The organism is Paenibacillus sp. GbtcB18 (assembly GCF_019091125.1).
GTDB lineage: Bacteria > Bacillota > Bacilli > Paenibacillales > NBRC-103111 > Paenibacillus_F > Paenibacillus_F chitinolyticus.
Window position 1 is genome coordinate 236,524 of record NZ_JAGXJX010000003.1, and the last position, 22,061, is coordinate 258,584.

Below are 22,061 nucleotides of genomic sequence, written 5' to 3' on the forward strand. Positions count from 1 at the left end.
CACCCGCACGCTTAATGATCCCGGCCGACTATATAAGTCAATAAATGCTTCAGGAAAGCGGTATTGCGCGGAACCTCTTTCAACGATTCCATAGCGAGGCAGTAATGTTCCCACATTTCTTTACCTGCGCCGTCCTGCCCTAGGATCGTCACAAAAGTCGAGTTGTTGTTTTCGATATCCTTGCCGGCAGGTTTACCGAGCACCTCCACGCTTCCTTCCGCGTCAAGCAAATCGTCTTTGATCTGGAAGGCAATGCCCGCATGATAGGCGAATTTTTTTAAGGCGTCTATCTCGGGAGCCGGAACTGCCGCAAGAATGGCCGGCATGACGAGGGCCGCTTCGAATGCGATGCCGGTTTTATAAAAGCAGATCCGGTTCAACTGCTCCAGAGTTAATGCTTCGCCCCTAGCTTGCAGGTCCATCGCCTGTCCCATGCACATTTCTTCGGTCTTTTCGGCCGAATAGCGGATAAGCGCAAGGACGGACTTGGCCGGAAAACGGTCCAGCGACGTCTGTTCTTGGGTAGCCTTCTGGATCAGGTACAGACCGGTCAGCTCGGCGGTGGCAATGTTGTGCACCTGATGCAGCGTCGGCCGTCCTCTTCTCGTGGATGCATTATCTTGGGAAGGCAGATCGTCGAAGATCAGGGAGGCGGTGTGCATATATTCGAGCGATTTGAGAAGCGGGATGATTTCTTCCACCTTCAGCCCGTACTCGTTTACGCCCATAACCCAGGTTAAGATAGGCCGGATACGCTTTCCCGAGCCTTCCAGACTGTAATTGGCGGCGTCAATAAGCGCTTCGCCTATCCCAGGCATTCCGTCAGGCTTGGAAATGTGCAGGAAGCTGTTGATCTGATCACGTACGCTGGCGACCGTAGCAGAGAAGGCCTCTTTCTCCTTCCGGTTGTTTTGGAGAACGGCAACCACCTGATCCCGCAGCAGCTTATCGAAAAAATCGACATTGTCCGCTTTGCTTACCATCGTCTGCACGAGACGGTTGAATTCGGGGTCTCCGGACGCGAATATATTCATAAGGTCGGTATACTTTTCGGCGCCGAGACGTTCTTTACATCGTTTGAGACCGTTGATCGCACGATCCAGAATGACCTCACGGGTCTTGGTATCGGAGCGGTACACGTTATGAATCAGATGGGAAATAACCGTCCAGTACAATTCATAAGGGTTAATCAGATCCGGACGGCGATCCCTGTATTTTAAATAGTAGGTATAGGGGGTTACCGCACCGTCTTTCCTGTCGTCGAACATATCCGCGAAATCATCGGCCAACTGATTGTAAATGCCGTAATAAAAAGTCCGGTTATCGAATCCTTCGTCCGTGTCCGCGCTAAGTACGGAACGCACAATCAGCCGGGAAGAAGAAGATTTTAAGATGATAGGGAGATACAGTTCTTCATTCGTGTAAGACTCACAGGACAGATCCTTTATACGATCCAACTCTTGGGAATGGAAAAACACATACGATTGTTCATAAAAGGTTCTAAGTGTTTCCGGCCGCTGGTACGCCTGGATCGACTGAAAAGCATCCCGCAGCTCCGCATGTACGAATTCCAGCAAAATCCGGTTATTCTCGGACCACTCGCCTAGTTCAGGCACGGAACCCGTAAGAAGCGCGTTTCGTATCATGCCGGTAAAATGTTCTTTCTCCGGGTCGGTTAAAATCCCGGAATCGAGGAGATCGTCTATGAAAGGATAAGTCAGACCGTACGAATATCCGAGCCGGATGGCTTCATCCAGTCTGCGGGACCGTTCGTCCGGCGGCGTTTTATCATCCATATCGTCGTCGACGTGCAGAATGACCCCGAGAATGATTTTGAGCAGCTTGCGCTGGGCTTGCTCGGCATTCATTTCTTTCGGAATACGGGAAGCAACGTTTTTGAGCTTGGCTATTAACCAAATTGCCGCGGTTTCGATCCCTTCCTTCTGCGCCCACCGGTACAAACCCGCCCAGCTTATATAATCCGGCTGATCTCCTCCGTCCGCTTTGCCGGAATCCGTCAATTGGTGTTTGATATCGCCGATCAGTTTATGGACTTTCTTCTGTGTGGCGGGAGAATCCAGGGCTTGGCCCAAATCCCGCAAATAAATGTAAGAGATGCTCCGGTCCAGATAATCGTCCAATTTTCCCGTGTAACGGAGCCATTGGATATATCGGGCATAATCCCGTGAATCGGGCTTTCTTTTTTTCCCGGATAAAAAGGAAACCAGCGAAAAAGGCGGGATATGATCTTTTTTCCAAACGCGGATATCTTCAGTCAGGACCTGCACATAGCTCTTCTCCTTGACCTGTTCATAAAGCGATGCGAAATACTGCGCGGCTCTCTGTTCAGCCAGCCGGTACCAGGTTTCGGCCTGGTCTGTAAATGTCTGGTTCATAGGATGCACAACCTCGACTTCTATTTGGTTAAACCGCGCTTAGAAGAACAACTCCCTCGCCGGACGGCAACCGATTTTGTTCTATTTATACGGGAAAGAAGCGTTTGGGTTACGAAATGTTTATCCCGTTTCATACAAAACCGTTCCATTAGAAGGCCAAGCGAAAAAAGGAGCGTCTGTGATTGCCGCAGCGCTCTTTTTTTGAACATCCCCGCCGTGATCCGTGCAGGCCTATCCGCCGCGCTTAATTCGACTGCATGTTATACAGCTTCGCGTACATCCCTCCCTGTCTCATAAGCGTCTCATGGGTTCCCTCTTCGGCGATTCCCTGTTCCGTAAGCAAGACAATCCGGTCGGCATTCCGGATCGTGGACAACCGGTGGGCGATGATCAAGGCGGTGCGGTTTCGGGCCAGCATCTCCAAACTGTGTTGAATGATTCTTTCGCTTTCGTTGTCAAGTGCGGAAGTGGCTTCGTCGAAGATCAGGATGGCCGGGTTTCTCAAAATAACGCGGGCGATGCTGATGCGCTGTTTCTGCCCGCCCGAAAGCTTGTTTCCCCGCTGGCCGACAAAAGCTTCATAAGCGCCCGGTAAATCCGTAATAAATTCATGAGCATGCGCCAGTTTGGCGGCGGCTATAATTTCCTCGTCGGTTGCGTCGGGTTTTCCGTACCTGATATTATCGCGTACGGTCCCCGCGAATAAATAAACGTCCTGCTGGACAATTCCTATTTGACTGCGCAGCGATTTTAGCTCCACGTCTTTAATGTTCAGATCGTCCACGTAAACATTCCCCTCAATGGGGTCGTAGAAGCGGGGAATCAACTGACACAGAGTCGTCTTGCCTGCTCCCGACGAACCGACAAGCGCAACGGTTTCACCCGGAGATACGGTTAAGTTTAAATGACTGAACACGGGAGAATTGTCGCCCGAATACCGGAAACCGACGTTTTCGAATCGGATTTTTCCCCGGACCCGGTCTAACGTTACGGCATCTTCCGAGTTAGTGATAGCGGGTTTTATCGAGAGGATTTCTACAAACCGCTCGAAACCCGCCGCCCCGTTTTGCAGATTTTGCGTAAAGTTAACCAGTCTTTTTACCGGATCGGTGACGGTATTTATATACAGCAGAAAAGTAATCAATTCCGTCAAGAGAAGCCTATTATTGCTGATAAGAAGCGCGCCCGCGACAACGACCGCCATATACATCAGCGACATGAATGAAGTCAATCCGTTGAAAAATAAAGCCTCGGCTTTATAGCCTTTTTTCCTGCTCCCCAGGAAAAACTCGTTGCCGGCTCTGAATTTGGCGGTCTCCATCTCTTCGTTGGAGAAAGACTGAGCGACGCGAACGCCGGCAAGACTGTCTTCCAGTTGTGCGTTAAGATCTCCGATTCGTTCGTTGTTCTTTTTCAGCGCTTCCTTCACCTTGATACTATAGCGATAGGCAAACAGGAACATGAACGGCAGAACCGATAACAGAGTCAGCGCCAGTACGGGATTTAGCTGCCACAAAATAATCGCCGATCCCGCGATTCTTACGAACGAGATGACCAGGTCCTCCGGACCATGGTGCGCAAGTTCGGATATGTTAAACAAATCGTGGGTGGCGCGGGACATAAGCTGACCGGTGGCTGTCTTGTCATGAAAGCTGAACGGAAGACTCTGAACATGCCGAAACAAGTCGTTTCGCATATCCGCCTCCATCGCCGCGCCCATCGCATGGCCGTAATAGTCCGTATAAAAGCCGCTCCCATACTCGACCGCCATCAAAAATAAAAAAACGGCAATCATTTTGACAAGTAGCGCAGCGGCGATCCCTTCCTCACTGATCGCGCTCGAGGTCATGAAATGAACCAGCATCGGAAAGGCAAGCGCGCACAGGGAAGCAAGTGCCGCAAATATCAAATCGGCAATCAGTACCTTTTTATAAGGCTTGTAATATGTCACGAACCTTTTTATCATTTTCACCCGGATACCTCCGCATGGTTTGGATTACACGGCCGGTTTTTCCGGCACAAGCGGCATACTTTCCAGTTTTGGCTATCGGATAAAATGTCATGGTTATCACTCCCGTAGTGTTTTTATTAGGATATCATTACTGAAGTCCGGCAAACAAAGGGCTAATCGATTTGCAGTTATTTTTTACAGGTTCTTTCACAAAAAAAGATGCCCTCACGGTTAATAAGGACATCTTTACAGATGCGGTGTCGCAACGAGCTCGGAATCCGCTATATGGATCAGGATCTGGTTTATACTCCATTTGTCCAGCGCCGGTTTGAAACGGAATTCCTTATCGGTTAATCCTTCAACAGCTTCCCGCAACATCTTGTATCCGCGGCCGTATTCTTCTATTAGGGCTTGCATTATGTAAGTGAAAGAGCTTGATAAAATAAAAACCGCGCAGTGCGCGGCTTACGAATAGATTCATTTTTCGGATAATTATCTTTCCTTCGGTTTGTCTCCGATTAAACCCAACAAAAACATTTGTGAATAAGCGTATCCTTTGTAAGTTTTCGAGATAACGGGAGGAATAGTCAAATCATGATCCAAGTAGGTGGTCAGGATAAGCTGTGTAAATTCCTTTTGATCGGTCAAGGAATATTCCTGCAGCTGTTTTGCAAAATCCTTACTGACCTTATCTCTCCCCCCAAGAGCTTCTTGAAGCTGATACCCTGCGACATACAGTTCCGCCGCTGTCTCTTCGTCCGAATTTCGATACTCAGCAACATAAGCCGAAATCCAATCACGAACAAGTGACGAGGTGTCTTTATTATTTTGCTTAGCGACCTGTTGAAAACTCTCTTTCAGATCTTTTGATATGCGTATGTGCAAATTCGTATCCATTCAACTGCGGCCTCCTTATTAAGGGTAACTTAATTGTAAATAAACACACGCACAATGTCAATACATTGTGTTTACATCGTGTATACAAAAAATGAACTGTGACCTCGCTATCCATTGACACATAAACATTTGAATTTTAAAATAAACTCATCAGTTTCGTACTACGAGAGGAGGCAGCCGGTTCAGCCCGCCGAAAGAGGGCTCGGACCGGCATTCACATGCGAATTGCCGAAGGGATTGAAATGCTGGAACTGCAATTAGGGCCGATGACGATTCATCCCGTTGTCGTGTTCGATCCGGAATCATGGACGCTGATCGACACAGGCATGCCGGGGTCCGCTCCGGCCATTATGGAGCTGGCCAGACAAGCGGGCATCGGAGATCTGCCACTTAGCTCCATCCTTTTAACGCACCAGGATATCGACCATATCGGGGGACTGCCCGGCATCTTGGCGGACACCGGCGGCTCGGCCACCGTCCTCGCCCACCCCGGCGACGAAGGCGCCATTAACGGCACGCAGCCGATGCTGAAAATGACGCCGGAACGGCTGGCCGGATTTCTCGGCCAAGTGCCGGCAAAAGTCCGGGAGCAGTTCGAGCGGACGTTCCTGAATCCGTCGAGCCCCAACGTTGACCGGACATTTTCTGACGGAGAGACGCTGCCTTACGGCGGCGGATTAACCGTTATCCATACTCCGGGGCACACGCCCGGCCATGTCAGCCTGTACCATGCGCCCAGCAAAACGCTGATTGCCGGAGATGCCATGGTCGCGAAGAACGGTGAATTAACGGGACCTAATCCTGCGCATACGCCTGACATGGGACAAGCACTGGAATCGCTGAAGAAGTTCGCGGCCTTCGATATTGATCGGGCAATCTGTTTCCATGGCGGTCTCGTTCAGGGCGGTGTCAACGAAAGCATCGCGCGAGTGGCGCGGCAAGCGTAGCGGATTTTGCGGGTAGCATGATGGGTTCGATCGGCGGTACAAGGTAAATCGAACCTTGATCTGCTTCTCCCGTACGCTTTCCGGCCGGTTTTCCGCCCGGAACAGCTTGGGAAACGATAAAAAAGCAGGGGTTCATTTAGCGTGTGCTAAATCAGTCCCTGCTTTTTTGCGGTTCTCATAATTAAAGCGAGCTTGAAGCTTGTACAACCAGAGGAACCAGAAGACCGGATTCAAACGTCTCTCCTTTACGCAGCTTCAACGTTTTTCTTTCCGGAGGGCCGTCAAACATTCCTTCGGGGAGCTGAAGATCGGAGGCGTTAAAGATCGTAAAGCTCACCGCATCTTTCGAGGTCGAAATGACTGCGGCGTATTTTCCATTTTTCAGAAAATGGGGCTTCTTATATTGAATCCGTTCCGACACGTCTGGAATCGCCTGATGAACGACCTCGCGCAGCCCGGCGGACAGTTCTTTTTGCCATTCTTCCTTCAACGTTTCAATAAAATCGGTTACTTCCTGGTTTGTGGGGTTCATGTTTTTGTCTCCTTTAGGTATGTTTTCAGCAGTTCGAGCTGATCTTCCAAATCCGCTTCTAAAGCCCGATTCATCGGGTTTCTTGCATGATCGGCTTGTTCTTCGAGCTTCCGTACTTCGATTCCGAAAGTTCCGAGTTCTTGCGGAACCGGCATCCGCAGCGCCCAGTTCACGGCCTCCTCTTCGGAATCCACCTCAATGAGTGTGTAACCCGCCAAAAGTCCGTGCCCCGTTACAAAAGGCCCCGCCTCGAATACCGGCTGTACTACACCCGGGGAATACTGTATTCGGATTCCGGCGGAACTCGGCTCCAGCTCTTCCGCTGCAAGCAGCGCACCGGCCTCAGCCAGTGACCTGCGGTATGCGTCCATCGCTTCACTGTACGCCTGGCCGGGTTTTACTCCTGCCTCCGAATAACCTGTCGCTTTTAAAATCAGCATAAATCGCATGCCCGTTTCCTCCTTACGGGAAAGATAGTTGCGTCAGTGTGCTGCGCACCTCTTCCCCTTATTAGGACAACGAACGGAAAGCTTTGAAATCGACAAGTCGGCACAAAATTATTCCGCGGCTTCCGCCCCGCATTTAGCGGCCCGGTTCAGCAAAAGCTCCCGTTCCCGCGCATTACGCGTCATGGAAGCCGCCCGTTCGAATTCCGCACGGGCTTCCTCCAAGCGTCCGAGCTTCACGAGAAGGTCGCCGCGGACGCTCGGCAGCAGATGGTAGCCCTTCAGAGCAGGCTCGCCGCTCAGTTCGTCCGCAATCTGCAGCCCGAAGGCCGGACCGAACGCCATCGCGACGGCGACGGCCCGGTTCAGCTCGACGATCGGCGACGGCGCCGCTCTGGACAGCGCTTCGTAAAGAGCGGCGATGCGGATCCAGTCGGTCTCGGCGGCGGTCGGCGCTTCCGCATGACAGGCGGCAATGGCAGCCTGCAGCGCGTAAGGTCCGAGCGGGCGACCGAGCTTCCGGCTCCGTTCCAGCGCCGCCAAACCGCGCCGGATCAGCAGCCGGTCCCACTGCGCGCGGTTCTGGTCCATAAGGAGGACGGGCTCGCCCGCTGCGCCAATCCGTGTACGGAACCGTGAAGATTGAATTTCCATCAGGGCAACCAGACCATGAACTTCCCCTTCTCCGGGAGCGATCTCGGCCAGCACGCGTCCCAGACGGAGCGCTTCCCGGCATAGCAGCGGCCTGATCCAGTCTTCTCCCGATGTTGCGGAATAGCCCTCGTTGAACATGAGGTAAATGACCTCAAGCACGGCCGTCAACCGTTCCTTGAGCGCTTCCCCGGCCGGTACTTCAAACGGCACTTTCGCCGCGCTCAGCGTTTTTTTGGCGCGTACGATCCGCTGGGCCACGGTCGGTTCGGCAGCCAGGAACGAGCGGGCGATTTCATCCGTCGTAAGTCCGCACAGCAGGCGGAGCGTCAGCGCGACCCTGGCCTCTTGTGAGAGGACGGGATGGCACGTCATAAAGATCAGACGAAGGAGATCGTCACCGATCTCCCCGTCCAGTGTGGGATTGAGGTCTTCCTCCGTATACAAATCCATGCTCTGGGCCATTTCGGCGTATTTCCGGTCACGCACCTTCGTTCTTCGCAGGAGGTCAATCGCACGCCGCTTCGCCGTCGTCATCAGCCAGGCTCCGGGATTGTCCGGAATACCGGAAACCGGCCATTTCTCCAGCGCGATCACGAGGGCATCCTGGGCGAGATCCTCCGCAAGACCTACGTCCCTCACCATTCGCGTCAGTCCCGCGATAAGTTTGGGCGATTCGATGCGCCATATCGCATCGATCGTCCGGTGAGCGGAAGACTGCGTCACGCTTTTTTCTGCTCCTCAACTTGCCTGCGGAGTGATTTTTCCTTCTCGGCCGTCTCGGGATTACTCATCAGATCTTCCACCTCAAACACCTGCCTCAGCTCGATCTCGCCTTGTCCAAATCCGTGCGGGTCCGGCATACGCATAGCCCACTCGATAGCTTCTTCCCGCGTTTTGACTTCAATAAGCGTGTAGCCCGCTATGATTTCTTTCGCCTCGGTGAACGGTCCGTCCACAACCTTCGGTTTGCCTCCGGGTTCCGGATAGGAAATCCGGATTCCGCCCGAGCTTGGCTGCAGGCCGTCGGCGGCTAGCAGAACGCCCGCTTTTACCAATTCTTCGTTATACTTCTGCATCGCCTCGATAAGCTCCTGGCTGGGCATGACGCCTGCCTCGGAATCTGTCGTCGCTTTCACAATCATCATAAATCTCATCGGTATATTCCTCCTCTTTTTTGTGAACCTTCACTTATACGACGAACCGGGATCTGCAGAATCGACAACGAATCTCATTTCCCGTTCGATTTTTCAAATTAACTTTGGTTACTAGTTTTCGGCGAAAGCAAGTTTGTTTCCTGCCTTTCGGATATATAGGTCGCATTCCGTATGCGGCCCTTCCCCCGCTTACCTGCCGGCTGCAAATCGAACTTCACTGTTTTTCTGTAAAAAAAGCCGAAAGTTCCGATGAAATTAATTTTGCCGGGAGCTTTTTCGTATGCCCGAGTCCTTTCTTGCTGAGCAATTGCGCATTCGGAAGCGCTTGGGCCAGTGCCTGGGCGCCATGACGCAGACCCGCCGGGCTTTCCGTGCCTTCAAGGACAAGAACGGGCTGCGTGACGGAGCGCCATAATCCGGCCGGCAATGGCTTTCCGTCCATGTAGCCATCGAGCAGGGCGGCATCGTAAGGGAGCGTATGTGCGACAGCCATCAAGTTTGACCAGACACCCGGCATCAGCTTCATCATGCCGACCACAAACGAAGGCGCTCCCATTCCCTTACTCATAAAATATTTGATCGCTTCGGCACGACGCCCGGCGGCAATTAGCTCGCTTACATGCGCCGTAAAATTGTGAGGCGGCTTCCGGTCGGCCGGATCGACCACGAACGGTGGTTCGTGCAGAGCCAATTTGGCGATGTCCGCCCCGTTCGCCGCCGCCTGCAGGGCTAGGGCCGCTCCCGAAGACAATCCCCAGACGAAAGCGGAGCCGCCGGCTTCGTCAATAACCGCCTGCAAATCCTCGATTTCGCGTTCGATGGCATAAGGCTGTTTGTCGCCGCTGTCTCCTCTTCCCCGCCGGTCGTAGTTGTACACCGTGAATTGCCCGGACAGCAGCTCGGCGAGCTGCACCTGTCCCGGAAATTTGCGGTAGCTGAACGCCCCCGTCACCAGAATAAGCGCCGGGCCTTGCCCCGTTTTGTCATAAGCGATTGTAGTGCCGTCTTTCGAAGTTACCGTGTTCATCATGCTCGTCTCCTTTTCTGCTTCACCGATTATTTAGATATCTTAAAACGGAACGCTCGTTTTGGAAAGTACTGGCCGATGCAGACGGGTGTCTTCCCACCGTGTCTATCTTGAACCGTTACTTTCTCTGCTTTTCTTTTCAGCTTTCTCTGGTCGGGATCGTCCCGAATGCATGCTTCATCGGCCGCCTTCTATTAAGACGACGAAGCACAAACGGTAAAATCGACAACCCTCCCCAAAAAAGAAAAATTTTTTTACTTCATACGATCCGCATCTCCGCAACAAAAAAAGAAAGCCTTTCCGGCTTTCTTTCAAGTTCCTTCATTTTGCCACCGATCGTTTCTTAGTCAGACGGCATCCGCTTCCCGCTGGGGGGCGTAATAGCTGGCAGGAAGCATTTTAAACACACGTATATATAGAAGAGAACTGAGGATGGTGACCAAAAAAATAAATCCGAACACCACTAGCGGAGGAAACCAGGTAGAGAGCAGAACCGTAACGGGCGCAAACAGCCGGCCCACCGAAAACTGAAGACCGGATGCCCCCATATACTGGCCTCTGGCATGCTCCGGCGCATATTTGCTGATGAAACTTTCGGTAACCGGGCTGCGTGAAATTTCTCCTACCGTGAAAATAACCGTGAAAATCAGCAGCAGCCATAGCTGTGTCGTGAACCCGAACAAAAACATTCCCGCTCCGAACAGCAGCGAAGACAGGATGAGCACATAGCGTTCCGGCCATTCTTCAAACCATTTCGTTACGGGCATTACACCCAGGACGAACAGTAGGCCGTTCAGACCTAGTATCAAACCGAATGCCTGCGAACTGCTGAGGGAAAAGCTCCAATCTCCGATGGTCAGAAGCTCCTGCGCCGGTACGTATTCAGTCACGTACACCGCTAGGTACATGTCGAGCTGCATAAAGGCGATCGTAACGAGAATGCCTGCGGCGATATAGAGTGCAAATAGCCTATCCCGGAAAATGACGCCGTAGCTGCTCACCTGCTCCTTCAAAATTCCGGACAGCCTCATGCCTTGCCGGGCTGCTGCGGCCGATGCCGGCAGCGTCTCCTTGATCATCAGCAGGATAGCCAGCGAATACAGCAGCGTGACAGCCGTGCAGGTCCAGAGCAGCTCATGCCTGTACTGGAAAAAGAAGACCGCACCGAGCGCGGGTCCGAACACGGCCCCGATGTTCCTGCCGGTCACAAAAGTGGCATAGACCATCCGACGGTCTTTTACCGGTGTCAGATCCGCCACCATAGCCGAGCTGGCCGGCATATAGATGGCTCCCCCGAGACCGATGCCGATGTAAGCGAAATAGTCCAGCCAGTGAGAGGACGATAACGCAAACAGGGCAAACATCGAAGCTTGCATAAACGCGCCCAGCAGCATGGCCGGCCTTCTGCCCAGGCGGTCCGACAGAAAACCGCCGAACAAACCGCCTGCCAGGCTGAATATGGGCGGCACAGCCATCAGCACGCTGGCAACGGACTTACCGAACGCTTCGCTGAAAAATAGGGTGATGAAAGGGAAATACATCCAAAAAAGCAGATTGAACACGGTATCGCCTGTTAATCTGATCTTCAGATTCAGATCCCATTTGAGCCAATTCATGAGAAATAATCCTCCCGATTCTTACTGGATAGGAGCTAAATTACCATGAACAGGGAACTTTTACAACCCTTTATTTCCACAGATTTTTCTTTTCACCGCCGCCTATTCGCTAGGAAAAGCAAAAAAGCAGCAGCCGCGACGCGGCCGACTGCTTTTTGGGATTATACGGGAACGTTCACTCTATCACGCATTTGCAATTGATACATCTGGTAGTAGATGCCCCGCTGCCGCATCAATTCGTCGTGATTGCCGCGTTCCGCGATTTGGCCCCGGTCCATCACTAGGATGAGGTCCGCATGATGAATGGTAGACAACCGGTGGGCGATGACAAATGTAGTTCTTCCTTTCTTCAGCACTTCCAGCGCCGATTGGATCATCCCTTCGGTCTCCGTATCGATATTGGACGTTGCTTCGTCCAGAATAAGGACAGGCGTGTTGTAGGCGAGCGCCCTGGCAAACGAAATCAACTGCTTCTGTCCGACCGATAACGTACTTCCTTTTTCAATCACGGGTTCGTCTAATCCCTTGGGCAAATGTTGAAGCACGCGCTCGGCTCCGACCGCTCTTAGCGAATCCTCGATCAATTCACGGCTGATGGCCGGATTGTCCAAACTGATATTGCTGGCAATTGTGCCTGTGAACAAGAAGGGTTCCTGCAGAACGATGCCGATCTGTTTCCTTACCTGCTGCCTGGAGAGGGTCTGGATATTGTGCCCGTCTATCGTAACGGTTCCCTTTTGCAGCTCGTAAAATCTCAGCAGCACGTTCATGATGGAACTTTTTCCCGAGCCCGTATGCCCGACGAATGCGATCGTCTGCCCCTGCTTCGCTTCGAAAGAAATATCGCGAAGAACGTAATGATCGTCCGAATAGGCAAAAGAAACATTTTCGAATTTTACGTTCCCTTTCAATCTCGGCGTTTCTTCGTCCTTGACATCGGAGCCTTCCTCTTCCATCAGTCTGAAAACCCGTTCGGCCGAAACGAGGGAATGATTCAACTGAGCCAGTTGATTCACCATCCCGACAAGAGGCTGAAATAAGCGTTCGACATATTCCACGAAGGCATAGATCATGCCGAAGGTGAAAACGGATTGCCCGCTTAACGCCGCTCCGCCAAAATACCAAATAATCGCAGTGAGCGCCAGACTTCTCAGCACCGTAACCAGATTATTGGAGGTGAGCGCTTTTAGGGTAAGAAGTTTATTGGAATACGTAAAGTAACGTACATTTTTATCTTCAAATTCCTGCCGCACGGTGTGCTGACGGGAGAACGCGCGAATGACAGGCATACATTGAATGGCTTCGTTGATCAATCCGTTGATATCACTCAATGTGGAGCGAATGGTTTGGCTGTATTTGGATGCGAATTTCTGATACAGGTAGATCCAGCCCGCAAGGGCGGGGATGATAAGCGTGCAAATAAGCGCGAGCCTGACGTCCAATATAAAGAGGGCCGTTAAGATTCCGGTTATGTAAACGGCTCCGGTGAAAAAATTTCTTAACACGGTTACAAACAATTCTTTCACGGCTTCGGTATCGTTGGTAACGCAGGATACGATCCCTCCGGCCGGTATCCGGTCAAAGTACGGAATGGGAATGCGGTGGATTTGCTTTAGAACGTCTACCCGCATTTTTTGAATGACACGGTTGGAAGAGACTTGCAGGGCATACGTTTGACCGTATTCAAGCAAGCTGGCTGCCCCTACGAATCCGAAATAAAGAAGGATTAAGTGGGCGATTTTTCCCAATTCAGGTTTATAAAAGAGAAACAAGTCGCTCGTGGAAAGAATTTCGGCCGGATACGTCCCCGTTTCCGCATTTCGCTTGATGATGAGTTGTTCGCCTTGTACAAGGCGTTCACCGTCCACCTTCACGGCTTCCGGAACGAATACGAACTGCCGCTGCACCTGCAGAATGCGAACTTCTTGCCCCTTCTCTTCCTGGTCGGTAAAATAATCGCCTCTTTTATAATACTTTCCTTTATAAGGCACGGCATTATCACCGGGTTCCCGCGTTTCGTACCAAGGTTTTTCAATCCCCAGAATATGCCGGTCGATTAACTGCTTGGCGATAAGCGGTCCGGACAATTCCGCCGCTACCATCAGCAGGAGAAGACAAAGCGCCGCGATAAACGATTTCTTGTAATAAAGAACATACTTGAACAGTTTCTTTCCTACATTCATAGGATTTTCCACGCTCACTTTAACAAGTTCATTTGCAATTTTTGTGACTCGTATTGTTCTTTATACCAACCCTCGCAGGCAATCAATTGAACATGCGTGCCGCATTGGACGATTCGGCCCCCATCCATCACGACGATGAAATCGGAATGTTCCACAGCGGACAACCGGTGCGTCGAGATGAGCGTCGTACGACCCTTTCGCTCCGCAATGAGGTTCGCGATTATGCTCGCCTCCGTTTTGGCATCGACAGCGGATAAAGCGTCATCCAGCAGCATAATTTCGGGGTCGGAAATGATCGCCCGGGCAAATGCGATTCTTTGCTTCTGTCCGCCCGACAAGGACACCCCTCTTTCCCCTACCAGGGTATCGGTCCCGCCCGGAAGCGTATGAATGTCCTGTATAAAGGAAGCCAGCTCCAGAGCCCGGAACACTTCCTGTTCGGTCGAGTTCTCCTTGCCGAATTGAACATTTTCTTTGACGGTTTTCGAAAACAGCAGCTGCTCCTGCGGGACATAACCGATCCATTGATTCCAGGTTTCAAGCCGAATGCGTTCCAACGGGATGCCCGAAACGGTGATTTCGCCCCTGTCTGCCGGATACTCCCTGAGCAGTTGTCTTAACAGGGTAGTTTTACCGCTTCCTGTACGGCCGACGATGCCGACGGTTTGTCCGCGGTTAATGTGCAGCGTAATATCGCTCAGGTTATCGGCTGCGGAAGACGGATAGCGGAAGCTGACGCGGTCGAATTGTATGGTATGCGGCAGCCCGATTTCCTCTTCAAGGTCCTCCCCATCCCTAACGTCTGGCGGATAGGTCATGATCTCTTCCAGACGGTCTAAGGAAGCGCTCCCCCGCTGCATAATATTAATCAGTTCACCGATCGCGTACATGGGCCAGATCAGCATGCCCAAATAGACGTTGAACGTGATCAGTTCGCCCAGTGAAATGCGCTGCTGAAAAACCAGATAGGTCCCGTACCCGAGACCGATCAAATAACTGATTCCGATTAACATGCGGATGGTGGGCTCGAACAAAGCTTCGACCCGCGCGATGGCGACATTTTTCCGGAACAGATCTTCCGCCATGGTTTCAAAATTATTCTGATTTACCTCTTCCCGCACATAAGCTCTTACAACGCGAATACCGGTAATGGTCTCCAGCACTTGATCGTTAAGTGTGCCGAAAGCATCCTGGGCGATCGTAAAACGGCGATGAAGGTATTTTCCGAAAAAGGTGATAGCGACCGCGATTAACGGAAGCGGCAAGATGGTGACCAGCATTAAATTCCAATCGATAAAAAAGCCCATCGTAATCAGGATCGTCACCGAAAATAAACAGGAATCGACTAAGGTCAAAATGCCGGAACCCGACGTTTCTCCGATGGATTTGATATCGTTGGTCGCCCGGGCCATAAGATCCCCGGTTCGGTATTTTTCGAAAAAGGACGGAGTCATCTTTAACAAATGGGCCATCATACGCGAACGCATTTTGAGCTGCAGACGGTTCGCTCCGCCGTGCAATTGAAACATCCAAGCGTAATTCAGGATATAGATGATGACGGCGAGTCCGAGAATAAATCCGATATACTGCGCCAGACTCGCCGGGGTCAGCGTGTTTTGCTGGATATGGTCAAGAGCGGATCCCAGCAGCAATGGCGGCAGCATTTCGACCCCGTTTACGAGGATCAGAATGAGTACCGCCAGCGTGTACCGGATTTTATGCTCTTTAAAAAACCAGCCGAGCCTCACTAAAACAGAAACGATAACGATCACTTCCCTGTTTCCGGATTTCCCGTCTTACACAGGTATCGCCCTTAATCAAACACTCATATTTTCGGCTATTCGTAAAGCGTTGGCCTGGATCGTCAAGGTCGGGTTGACGCCGCCCGCAAAAGGCATAAAGGACCCGTCCGCCGCAAACAAATTGTCGATCGTATGGAATCGGCCGAATTTATCGACGACGGACGTCCGCTCATCCGTGCCTGCCCGGCACGTTCCATGCAGATGTGCGCTCCCCAAATAGTAGTAGGAAGGGTTGCATTGGATCTGTTTCGCTCCCATGGCTGTCAATATTTCTCCGGCCCTCTCGATCATAAAGCTCAGCCGGCGCTTGTCCCATTCATGTGTCTGATAATCAAGGACGATTTTGGGCACCCCCGACGCTTCTTTATCGTTCGATAACCGGACTTTATTGGTTACCATAGGCTGGTCCGCGATGATACATTCCAATTGAACATACATACCGCTGCCTTCGTGGCCGTAATAGGTCCACGGGTTCGCTTCGTAGATCAGCCCTCCCAGGCCGGAATGACAATGCGGGTCCTGATAGTAATCCGTAATCGAAACGGTGGAGTACAACCCTTTCAGCGGTTCGTTCAACTGCTCGTAGGGATGATTATCTACCCACCCGGATACGTATTCGCTGTTCTTGAAGCTTAACCCCGAGCCTACCAGGCCGGATTTGTTCCCTACTCCTTCCGGCCACCATTTGTTCGTCGAACGCAGCACGAGCGCGGCGCTTTGGATGGCGTTTCCGGCCAGAACGAATTGTTTCGCGCGAATATGGAACCTTTCTTTCGTGGCTAAGTCAAGACACTCCAAAGAGTCGATCTTAGAAGGGTCCGTCTGGTGGAACGCCAGCGCTTTCGTATTTTTCATGAGCGTCACATGATCCAGCTTCAACACCGGCTTCAAAATGCGCGTGAAACTGTCTGCTTTGGCGCCGATCGGGCACGCGTAATCCGTGCAGCTGGTTAGGTTGTCGCAGCCCGGATATCCGTTATGATCCGTTGTGTTAACCGCCAGCGGAGTCGGAAACGGATGCAGGCCAAGCTCTTTGCCCGCCTGGTCGATCAGAGCTCCCTGCTGGCTGTAGGCATGGGCCGTCCGAAGCGATCCGGTTCCGGCACTGTTTTTGAACGGATCGGCATTCAGATCCCCGGACACCCCAAGCCACTGTTCGATCTTGTTGTAGTAGGGGTCCAAATCCGAATACCCGATGGGCCACTGAGGGTCCAGGGCATCCGGCGCCACATACTCCCTCGCATCGAAGTCGACGTCTTTGTAGCGAAACGAAATACCGGCATAAAAAATCGTTCCGCCGCCTACCGCGCTGGCCGACCACGGATATCCGTTATCTCCCCAGGTGCCGTCCGATTCTCTCGCGTAGGCTTTCTCCGCATGGCTCATGACCGAATCTATATTCGTTCCCGGTTCAATGAGGTCTCCCTGTTCCACGATGACAACTTCCAGGCCTTTTTCAGCCAAATACTTGCTGACAACGGAGCCGCTGGCTCCGCTGCCGATCACACATACATCGAATTGCTTGGTCAAGGCGATTCCCCCATATTTGATTATTTCAATTGCCAGGACTAAACGTTTAGCTTCGTAATCTTAGTCACGATCTCATCGGCATGTATCAAATAAGGACCTTCCAAATTCATATCCAGCGTGCAGTCGAACAGAGATTCCACCCGTTGAACGATTTCAAAAAAATCCCGCTTATCCACTTCCAGCGGTCCCTGTTCAAACGTTTCCACGAGTTCGTCCCCGTCTTCACCGGTAACGCCGGAAATCGCGTAGATCACTTGATACAGCGTGTTTCGCTCTTTGTTATCCATCTCATTTCGTCCTTTCTTATCCGGTTGTTTGGAGATGCGAACGGTTGTTCAGACTCTCCAGGAGGAAACTGCCGCTCATCGAATCGTAATGAATGATGTGCATCGCCGTATTGCTTGCTTTGATTTGCCATTGCAGGAGCTGTTCGTTCCCGAGCCCTAGAAAAAACAGGATGGACAGCTGGATGCTGAAAGCATGGGTAAAAATGACGATATTGCACGTTTCTCCGGCATACGTCCCGAACAGATCCTTGTAGAACTCCTCGATCCGTTCCCGCTGTACGTCAAGTGACTCCAGCCCCTTGACGATTTCCAGATGAGGCGACCGGATCCGCTGCTCCAGATACACATCCCACTGCCCCTGCGTAATCGGCGGGACAAAAGACTCCGGAGCTTTCAGTTCGCTCAAACGGTCGTCTTCGATGAAAGGTGCGGACGGAAACCGCTCACGGAAAATGGCCGCCGTTTCCCTCGCCCTTTTCAATGGACTGGAATAAATGACCGACGGCGCCAGAGAACCCGGGTATTCATCCCGGAGCTTCACGGCCTGGCCGATCCCCGCTTCCGTCAGTTCGCAATGAGGATCGTACGCATCCATAAGCGCGTCGTCTTCCAGAATGTTGCAGTGGGCCTGCGCATGACGGATTATAATCAATCGCATGCTATCTCTCCTTCCGCCGGATTTTTCGCTGAGGTTCCCTAGACCGGATTCGAAATTCCTTCCTTCACCCGGCTGAAATGAATAAAATCCTCCTCGCTGTACATGGAACCCAGTAACACGGCTTTTACGCCGAGTTTATAATACTCGTTCATATAAGCGGCCACTTGCTCGTAATCCCCGACTAACACGGGACTGTAAATTCCGCCGTTCATGTACCCACCCATCCAGAAGACTTCGTCGTACGTTTCACTCGCTATAGCCAGTTCGGCCAGCGTCCGCTGCCAGCTTGATTCCGAGTTCTTTTTCATCCGAAGCTGGATCGTCCCCTGCCGGTTGCCGGGATAACGGGCATGAGCGACCTTCCACGCTTCCTCCGCCGATTCTCTGGCAATAATCTCGATTCTTATGGCACTTTGAACAGCCGATCCCTGCACCTTGTCGCTAAAATGGCGTTTAAAATGTTCCAGCGGTCCCGGATGAGTAACGACGAAATCCGCTGTTTTTAGCCCCGCTTCAAGGCCTTCCTCGGAAGAGCCCGACATAAAGATGCGCGGGAAAAGCCGCTTGTCCGGCAGCGGAGGCTTGAACTCCAAATTATTCAGCTCATAATAGTCGCCTTTGAACGAAACGGGAGAATCCGTTTCAAGCAGCAGACGGAGCACCTGAACATATTCGTGCAGTTTCTTGTAGCGGGACGAATGGTCGATGTAACCCCCGGTTTGCTGGAGCTCGCCGGTAACGGCGCCGGTGATCATATTTAGGTCGATCCGCCGGTTGTACAAATACGTGAAGCTTTGAATTAACTTGGCGGCCGTATAGGGAGGATACATATAGGGCTGAAGCGCAATAAGAGGAACATGACGTTCCGTATGCTGCATAATAACCGAGCTGACGGCCCAAGGGTCCAATACGGAATGGTTAAAAAACGACAGGGACCCGACTATGCCGTAAGCATCGGACAACTGCGCGATTTTAACGGAGTTTTCCATAAATTCTTTCTTGGAGGCATAATGGCCGACGCCCGGAATTTGGCAATAATACTGAATCGGATCCAATGCGATCATCCCCCTGCTTTTCGTCTATTGCGTCTTCTATTTATCCGCGAACAGAAGATCCGGTTCCGTCTGTAACTGGGTGGCTACCAAATCTTCCGGAATTCCTTTCCGACGGATCAGCTCGTATAAGCCATTGCGTTTAAGAATTTCAATGGGTGTCGGGTGCCCCAGAAAATGAACCGGGCTGAAGCTCAGTCCGTAGGCGCCCGAGTTCAACACACACACGAGGTCGCCCGGATATAAGGCCGGCAGTTCGACATCCTTCCCTACGCAATCCTCAGGCGTACAGAGAGGACCGGCAATGGTGACTTTTTCGAGTTCGCGCCGGCCGGGGTCTTCGCTAACGGGAATACACTCCATGGGGTAGTTGCTTCTCATACTTCTTCCCCGGAAAGTGGAAGCCGCATGGTGGTGCATTCCGCCGTCCACAATCACAAAATTTTCTCCCTTGGACGTTTTCCGGTAGAGCACCTCGGTTACATACACGGCCGCTTGAGCCAATAAGTATCTTCCGCTTTCGATAATAAAGGTCGTTTGCGGGAACAAGGTGTTTCTCGCCTCTTGGACGTAATCGCTGACCGAATCCGTGATTTTATCGATATCCAGCGCCTTTTCGTGTGCAAAATACGGTACCCCGAACCCTCCGCCAAGATTAATAAATTCGCAGACGATTCCGTATCGTTCATGAATGCTTCTGCCCAGATCTACGGTATATTTCATCGACTCGATAATGCTGTCGGTATTCAGATTCTGGGTTCCCGTATAGACATGTATCCCGATAAACCGGGTGAATCGGAGAGACCCGATGGCATCAAACACGGTATCGAGCATAGATTCGTCTATTCCGAATTGTCTCGGTACCCCGCCCATTTTAATGGCTGTGCTGCCGAAGCTTTTGTCGGGATTGATGCGGACCGCGACCCGGACCGTTTTGTTTGCTTGCTCGGCCAGTTCTTCTATGTAAAGGAGTTCCTGGACGGATTCCGCGATGATGCAGTAAATCCCGCTTTCAACCGCTGCCTGGAGTTCGCTTCGCTTCTTACCCGGTCCGGAAAAAATGATGTTGTCCGCTGAAAATCCCGCATGACGGGCTAAAGCCAGTTCCCCGGCGGATGCGACCTCAACGCCCACTCCCCACTGCCGGAACAGCTTGGCGATATGAATATTGTTGTTCGCCTTCAAGGACAAATAGAACTGAATCGCCGGATTCGTCCGGATTCGTAATTGCCGGTAATGCCTTTCGATAAAATCGCCGTCATACAAATAAAAAGGAGTCTCGAACGCTTTCGTTAGGGCTGTGATTTCAGCATGATCCAGGTTCATCCTTAAGTCCCCCTTCCTTCTTCATGACTTAATGAACGCCCGTCGTCATTCTCGTGTTCAGCTCGTCAAGCAGGCTCCGGGCCTGTATCAGCTGTTCGGTATTGTGGGCAGAAACTAGCACAAAGAGCTTATACGTATTTTTAAAGGCGCCCGAAGCTTTGCAGAAATTGTACAGATCGATATGGACGGGTAAATCTCGCGTCACGTCCGAGAGATCGTTTACGTAATCTTCGAAATCCAGATCCACCCCGGAATTAAACACCAGCACCCTGCTTTCGACAAACTCATAACGCTTCTTCTGTTCGATAACCAAAGGAAGAATATACGTGACTTGAGTAAGCCTGGCGTTAATCTCGATGACCGGAATCAGTTCCCCGTTCGTATCGATGATTGAATCGATTCCGAGGACGCCTCTATATCCCATCTGCCGGATAAGTTCTCCTGCCCGCAAAATTTCTTCGCGATAATCGGCCGATTCCGAATGCGATAAGGAAGGCGAGAAATTCGTTCCTTTGTAGACGCCGTTCGGATCTACGATTTGCTCGGTGACGGCCAGAAGATGGACTTCGTATTCGGAAATAAACAACTGGGATGTCAAGCTGAGCCGGTGGGGATGCCAGCCTTCCAGGAGCAGGTCGACGCTTGTCTGCCGGTTTTGAATATAATTCAGCAAAAACCGAAAATTCCGCTCGTTGTCGATGACTTTAAGCCCTTTACCGGAGGAGCCGTACGGAACCTTTAACACACACTTGGAAAAACCCGCGGAAACGAGCTGATCGTAGGCGTGCTCCAAGCTCCCGATATCGCTGCAGAAATAACCGGTCGTGACGTTGAACCCGTTTCTTTCCATCCGTCTTCTCGTGCTGAATTTATCATTGATTTCCCGGCAGACCGTCAGTTCAGGGGCCATGATGTCCATTTGCGGATGCCGTTCCTTCAGTTCAAGAAGCCGCTCCGAAACGATGAACGGGATAATCGTATATCGCGCCAGGTCAGGCACTTGCGCAAGCTCGTCGTAGCAAATGATCGTCGGCAGCGCGAGGTTTCGTTCTTTCCAATAATCCAGGAAAGCCGGCTCCGGCATCGCATGAAAAAATACCGTGTCCTGCGGCCTCGCCAGAAAGAGAAGCTGATGCTCCTGCTGCACGACTATCTTCTCGGATTGAGGGTCCTTGACGGAGGGAAAGTAATTCGACGCTTGGCCGTCCTGCTCATCTCCGATATTCATGTACCATAGGATTTGTTTGCCGCTCAAACGATAATAATCCAGCGGATGAGTGAACTTCATAGGGTTCCCTCAAGTTTTTCCGTCACATGTTCCGTTATTTTCCGGACCGTTGAAAAATTTTCTACGATCAGTTCGTCGTCGTTAAACGTAATCTCGAACACGCCCTCCAAACTGACGATCAAATTAACGGCCGTTACCGAGTCCAACCCCAGCAGAAACAAATCGGTTTCCGGGGTTATCGGGTCCTTTGTCTGCAGGATTTCATTCACACAGGATATAACTTGAGCGGTCCTTACGTTTTCCTTCGTTTCCAAAGACATCACACTCAGCTCCTTCGGTCCTATAATGTTGACGAAACGATTTCCGCGTAACGGT

20 protein-coding genes are annotated in these 22,061 nt (G+C 51.6%); 1 reads left to right on the plus strand and 19 read right to left on the minus strand.

The features are described 5' to 3' along the window. Positions 1-11 precede the first annotated feature (11 nt). The 4 genes from KVT34_RS11560 to KVT34_RS11575 form a co-directional block, all read right to left on the minus strand. Entirely contained in the window at positions 12-2,396 is a 2,385-nt protein-coding gene (locus tag KVT34_RS11560) for a polyprenyl synthetase family protein (protein ID WP_217558767.1), read from the minus strand. A 244-nt stretch (positions 2,397-2,640) separates the two neighbouring features. After that, a complete protein-coding gene (locus KVT34_RS11565) occupies positions 2,641-4,362 on the minus strand; it encodes an ABC transporter ATP-binding protein (protein ID WP_254634823.1) in 1,722 nt (573 codons plus the stop codon). 231 nt (positions 4,363-4,593) lie between these two features. Further along, entirely contained in the window at positions 4,594-4,764 is a 171-nt protein-coding gene (locus tag KVT34_RS11570) for a DinB family protein (protein ID WP_217558769.1), read from the minus strand. Positions 4,765-4,839: 75 nt separating this feature from the next. Next, positions 4,840-5,244 carry a hypothetical protein gene (locus KVT34_RS11575; RefSeq protein ID WP_217558770.1) on the minus strand — a complete coding sequence of 135 codons (405 nt, stop codon included), beginning with the start codon at positions 5,242-5,244 and terminating at the stop codon, positions 4,840-4,842. A 218-nt stretch (positions 5,245-5,462) separates the two neighbouring features. Between KVT34_RS11575 and KVT34_RS11580 the strand changes: the two genes are divergently transcribed. Continuing rightward, a complete protein-coding gene (locus KVT34_RS11580; RefSeq protein WP_217558771.1) occupies positions 5,463-6,191 on the plus strand; it encodes an MBL fold metallo-hydrolase in 729 nt (242 codons plus the stop codon). 181 nt (positions 6,192-6,372) lie between these two features. Here KVT34_RS11580 and KVT34_RS11585 read toward each other — a convergent pair whose 3' ends face one another. From KVT34_RS11585 to KVT34_RS11655, 15 genes are all read right to left on the minus strand, one after another. After that, positions 6,373-6,723 (minus strand): DUF1801 domain-containing protein, encoded by a 351-nt coding sequence (locus KVT34_RS11585; RefSeq protein ID WP_217558772.1) that lies wholly within the window; start codon positions 6,721-6,723, stop codon positions 6,373-6,375. Next, positions 6,720-7,172, minus strand: coding sequence for a YciI family protein (locus tag KVT34_RS11590; RefSeq protein ID WP_217558773.1), 453 nt, complete (start codon positions 7,170-7,172; stop codon positions 6,720-6,722). The genes KVT34_RS11585 and KVT34_RS11590 overlap by 4 nt, the downstream gene beginning before the upstream one ends. A gap of 108 nt (positions 7,173-7,280) precedes the next feature. Then, positions 7,281-8,546, minus strand: coding sequence for an RNA polymerase sigma factor (locus KVT34_RS11595; RefSeq protein ID WP_217558775.1), 1,266 nt, complete (start codon positions 8,544-8,546; stop codon positions 7,281-7,283). Next, positions 8,543-8,977, minus strand: a complete 435-nt coding sequence (locus tag KVT34_RS11600) for a YciI family protein (RefSeq protein WP_217558776.1) — start codon at positions 8,975-8,977, stop codon at positions 8,543-8,545. The genes KVT34_RS11595 and KVT34_RS11600 overlap by 4 nt, the downstream gene beginning before the upstream one ends. Before the next feature lie 214 nt (positions 8,978-9,191). Beyond that, positions 9,192-10,004, minus strand: a complete 813-nt coding sequence (locus KVT34_RS11605) for an alpha/beta fold hydrolase (RefSeq protein WP_217559288.1) — start codon at positions 10,002-10,004, stop codon at positions 9,192-9,194. Between the two features lie 347 nt (positions 10,005-10,351). Beyond that, a complete protein-coding gene (locus KVT34_RS11610) occupies positions 10,352-11,620 on the minus strand; it encodes an MFS transporter (protein ID WP_217558777.1) in 1,269 nt (422 codons plus the stop codon). Positions 11,621-11,781: 161 nt separating this feature from the next. Continuing rightward, positions 11,782-13,803, minus strand: coding sequence for an ABC transporter ATP-binding protein (locus tag KVT34_RS11615; protein ID WP_217558778.1), 2,022 nt, complete (start codon positions 13,801-13,803; stop codon positions 11,782-11,784). A 14-nt stretch (positions 13,804-13,817) separates the two neighbouring features. Continuing rightward, positions 13,818-15,566 (minus strand): ABC transporter ATP-binding protein, encoded by a 1,749-nt coding sequence (locus KVT34_RS11620; protein ID WP_217559289.1) that lies wholly within the window; start codon positions 15,564-15,566, stop codon positions 13,818-13,820. Between the two features lie 54 nt (positions 15,567-15,620). Continuing rightward, positions 15,621-17,135: a GMC oxidoreductase gene (locus tag KVT34_RS11625; protein ID WP_217558779.1), complete on the minus strand. Its 1,515-nt coding sequence runs from the start codon at positions 17,133-17,135 to the stop codon at positions 15,621-15,623. 38 nt (positions 17,136-17,173) lie between these two features. After that, the gene (locus tag KVT34_RS11630) at positions 17,174-17,422 is read right to left on the minus strand and encodes a DUF6137 domain-containing protein (protein WP_217558780.1); all 249 of its coding nucleotides are present in this window, start codon (positions 17,420-17,422) and stop codon (positions 17,174-17,176) included. Between the two features lie 16 nt (positions 17,423-17,438). Next, positions 17,439-18,080, minus strand: a complete 642-nt coding sequence (locus KVT34_RS11635) for a histidine phosphatase family protein (RefSeq protein WP_217558781.1) — start codon at positions 18,078-18,080, stop codon at positions 17,439-17,441. Between the two features lie 38 nt (positions 18,081-18,118). Beyond that, positions 18,119-19,144: an LLM class flavin-dependent oxidoreductase gene (locus KVT34_RS11640; RefSeq protein ID WP_217558782.1), complete on the minus strand. Its 1,026-nt coding sequence runs from the start codon at positions 19,142-19,144 to the stop codon at positions 18,119-18,121. 27 nt (positions 19,145-19,171) lie between these two features. Then, positions 19,172-20,458 (minus strand): type III PLP-dependent enzyme, encoded by a 1,287-nt coding sequence (locus tag KVT34_RS11645; protein ID WP_217558784.1) that lies wholly within the window; start codon positions 20,456-20,458, stop codon positions 19,172-19,174. A gap of 28 nt (positions 20,459-20,486) precedes the next feature. Continuing rightward, positions 20,487-21,746 carry an ATP-grasp domain-containing protein gene (locus KVT34_RS11650; RefSeq protein ID WP_217558785.1) on the minus strand — a complete coding sequence of 420 codons (1,260 nt, stop codon included), beginning with the start codon at positions 21,744-21,746 and terminating at the stop codon, positions 20,487-20,489. Continuing rightward, a complete protein-coding gene (locus tag KVT34_RS11655) occupies positions 21,743-22,006 on the minus strand; it encodes an acyl carrier protein (protein ID WP_217558786.1) in 264 nt (87 codons plus the stop codon). Before KVT34_RS11655 ends, KVT34_RS11650 begins: the two co-directional genes overlap by 4 nt. Positions 22,007-22,061: the final 55 nt, after the last annotated feature.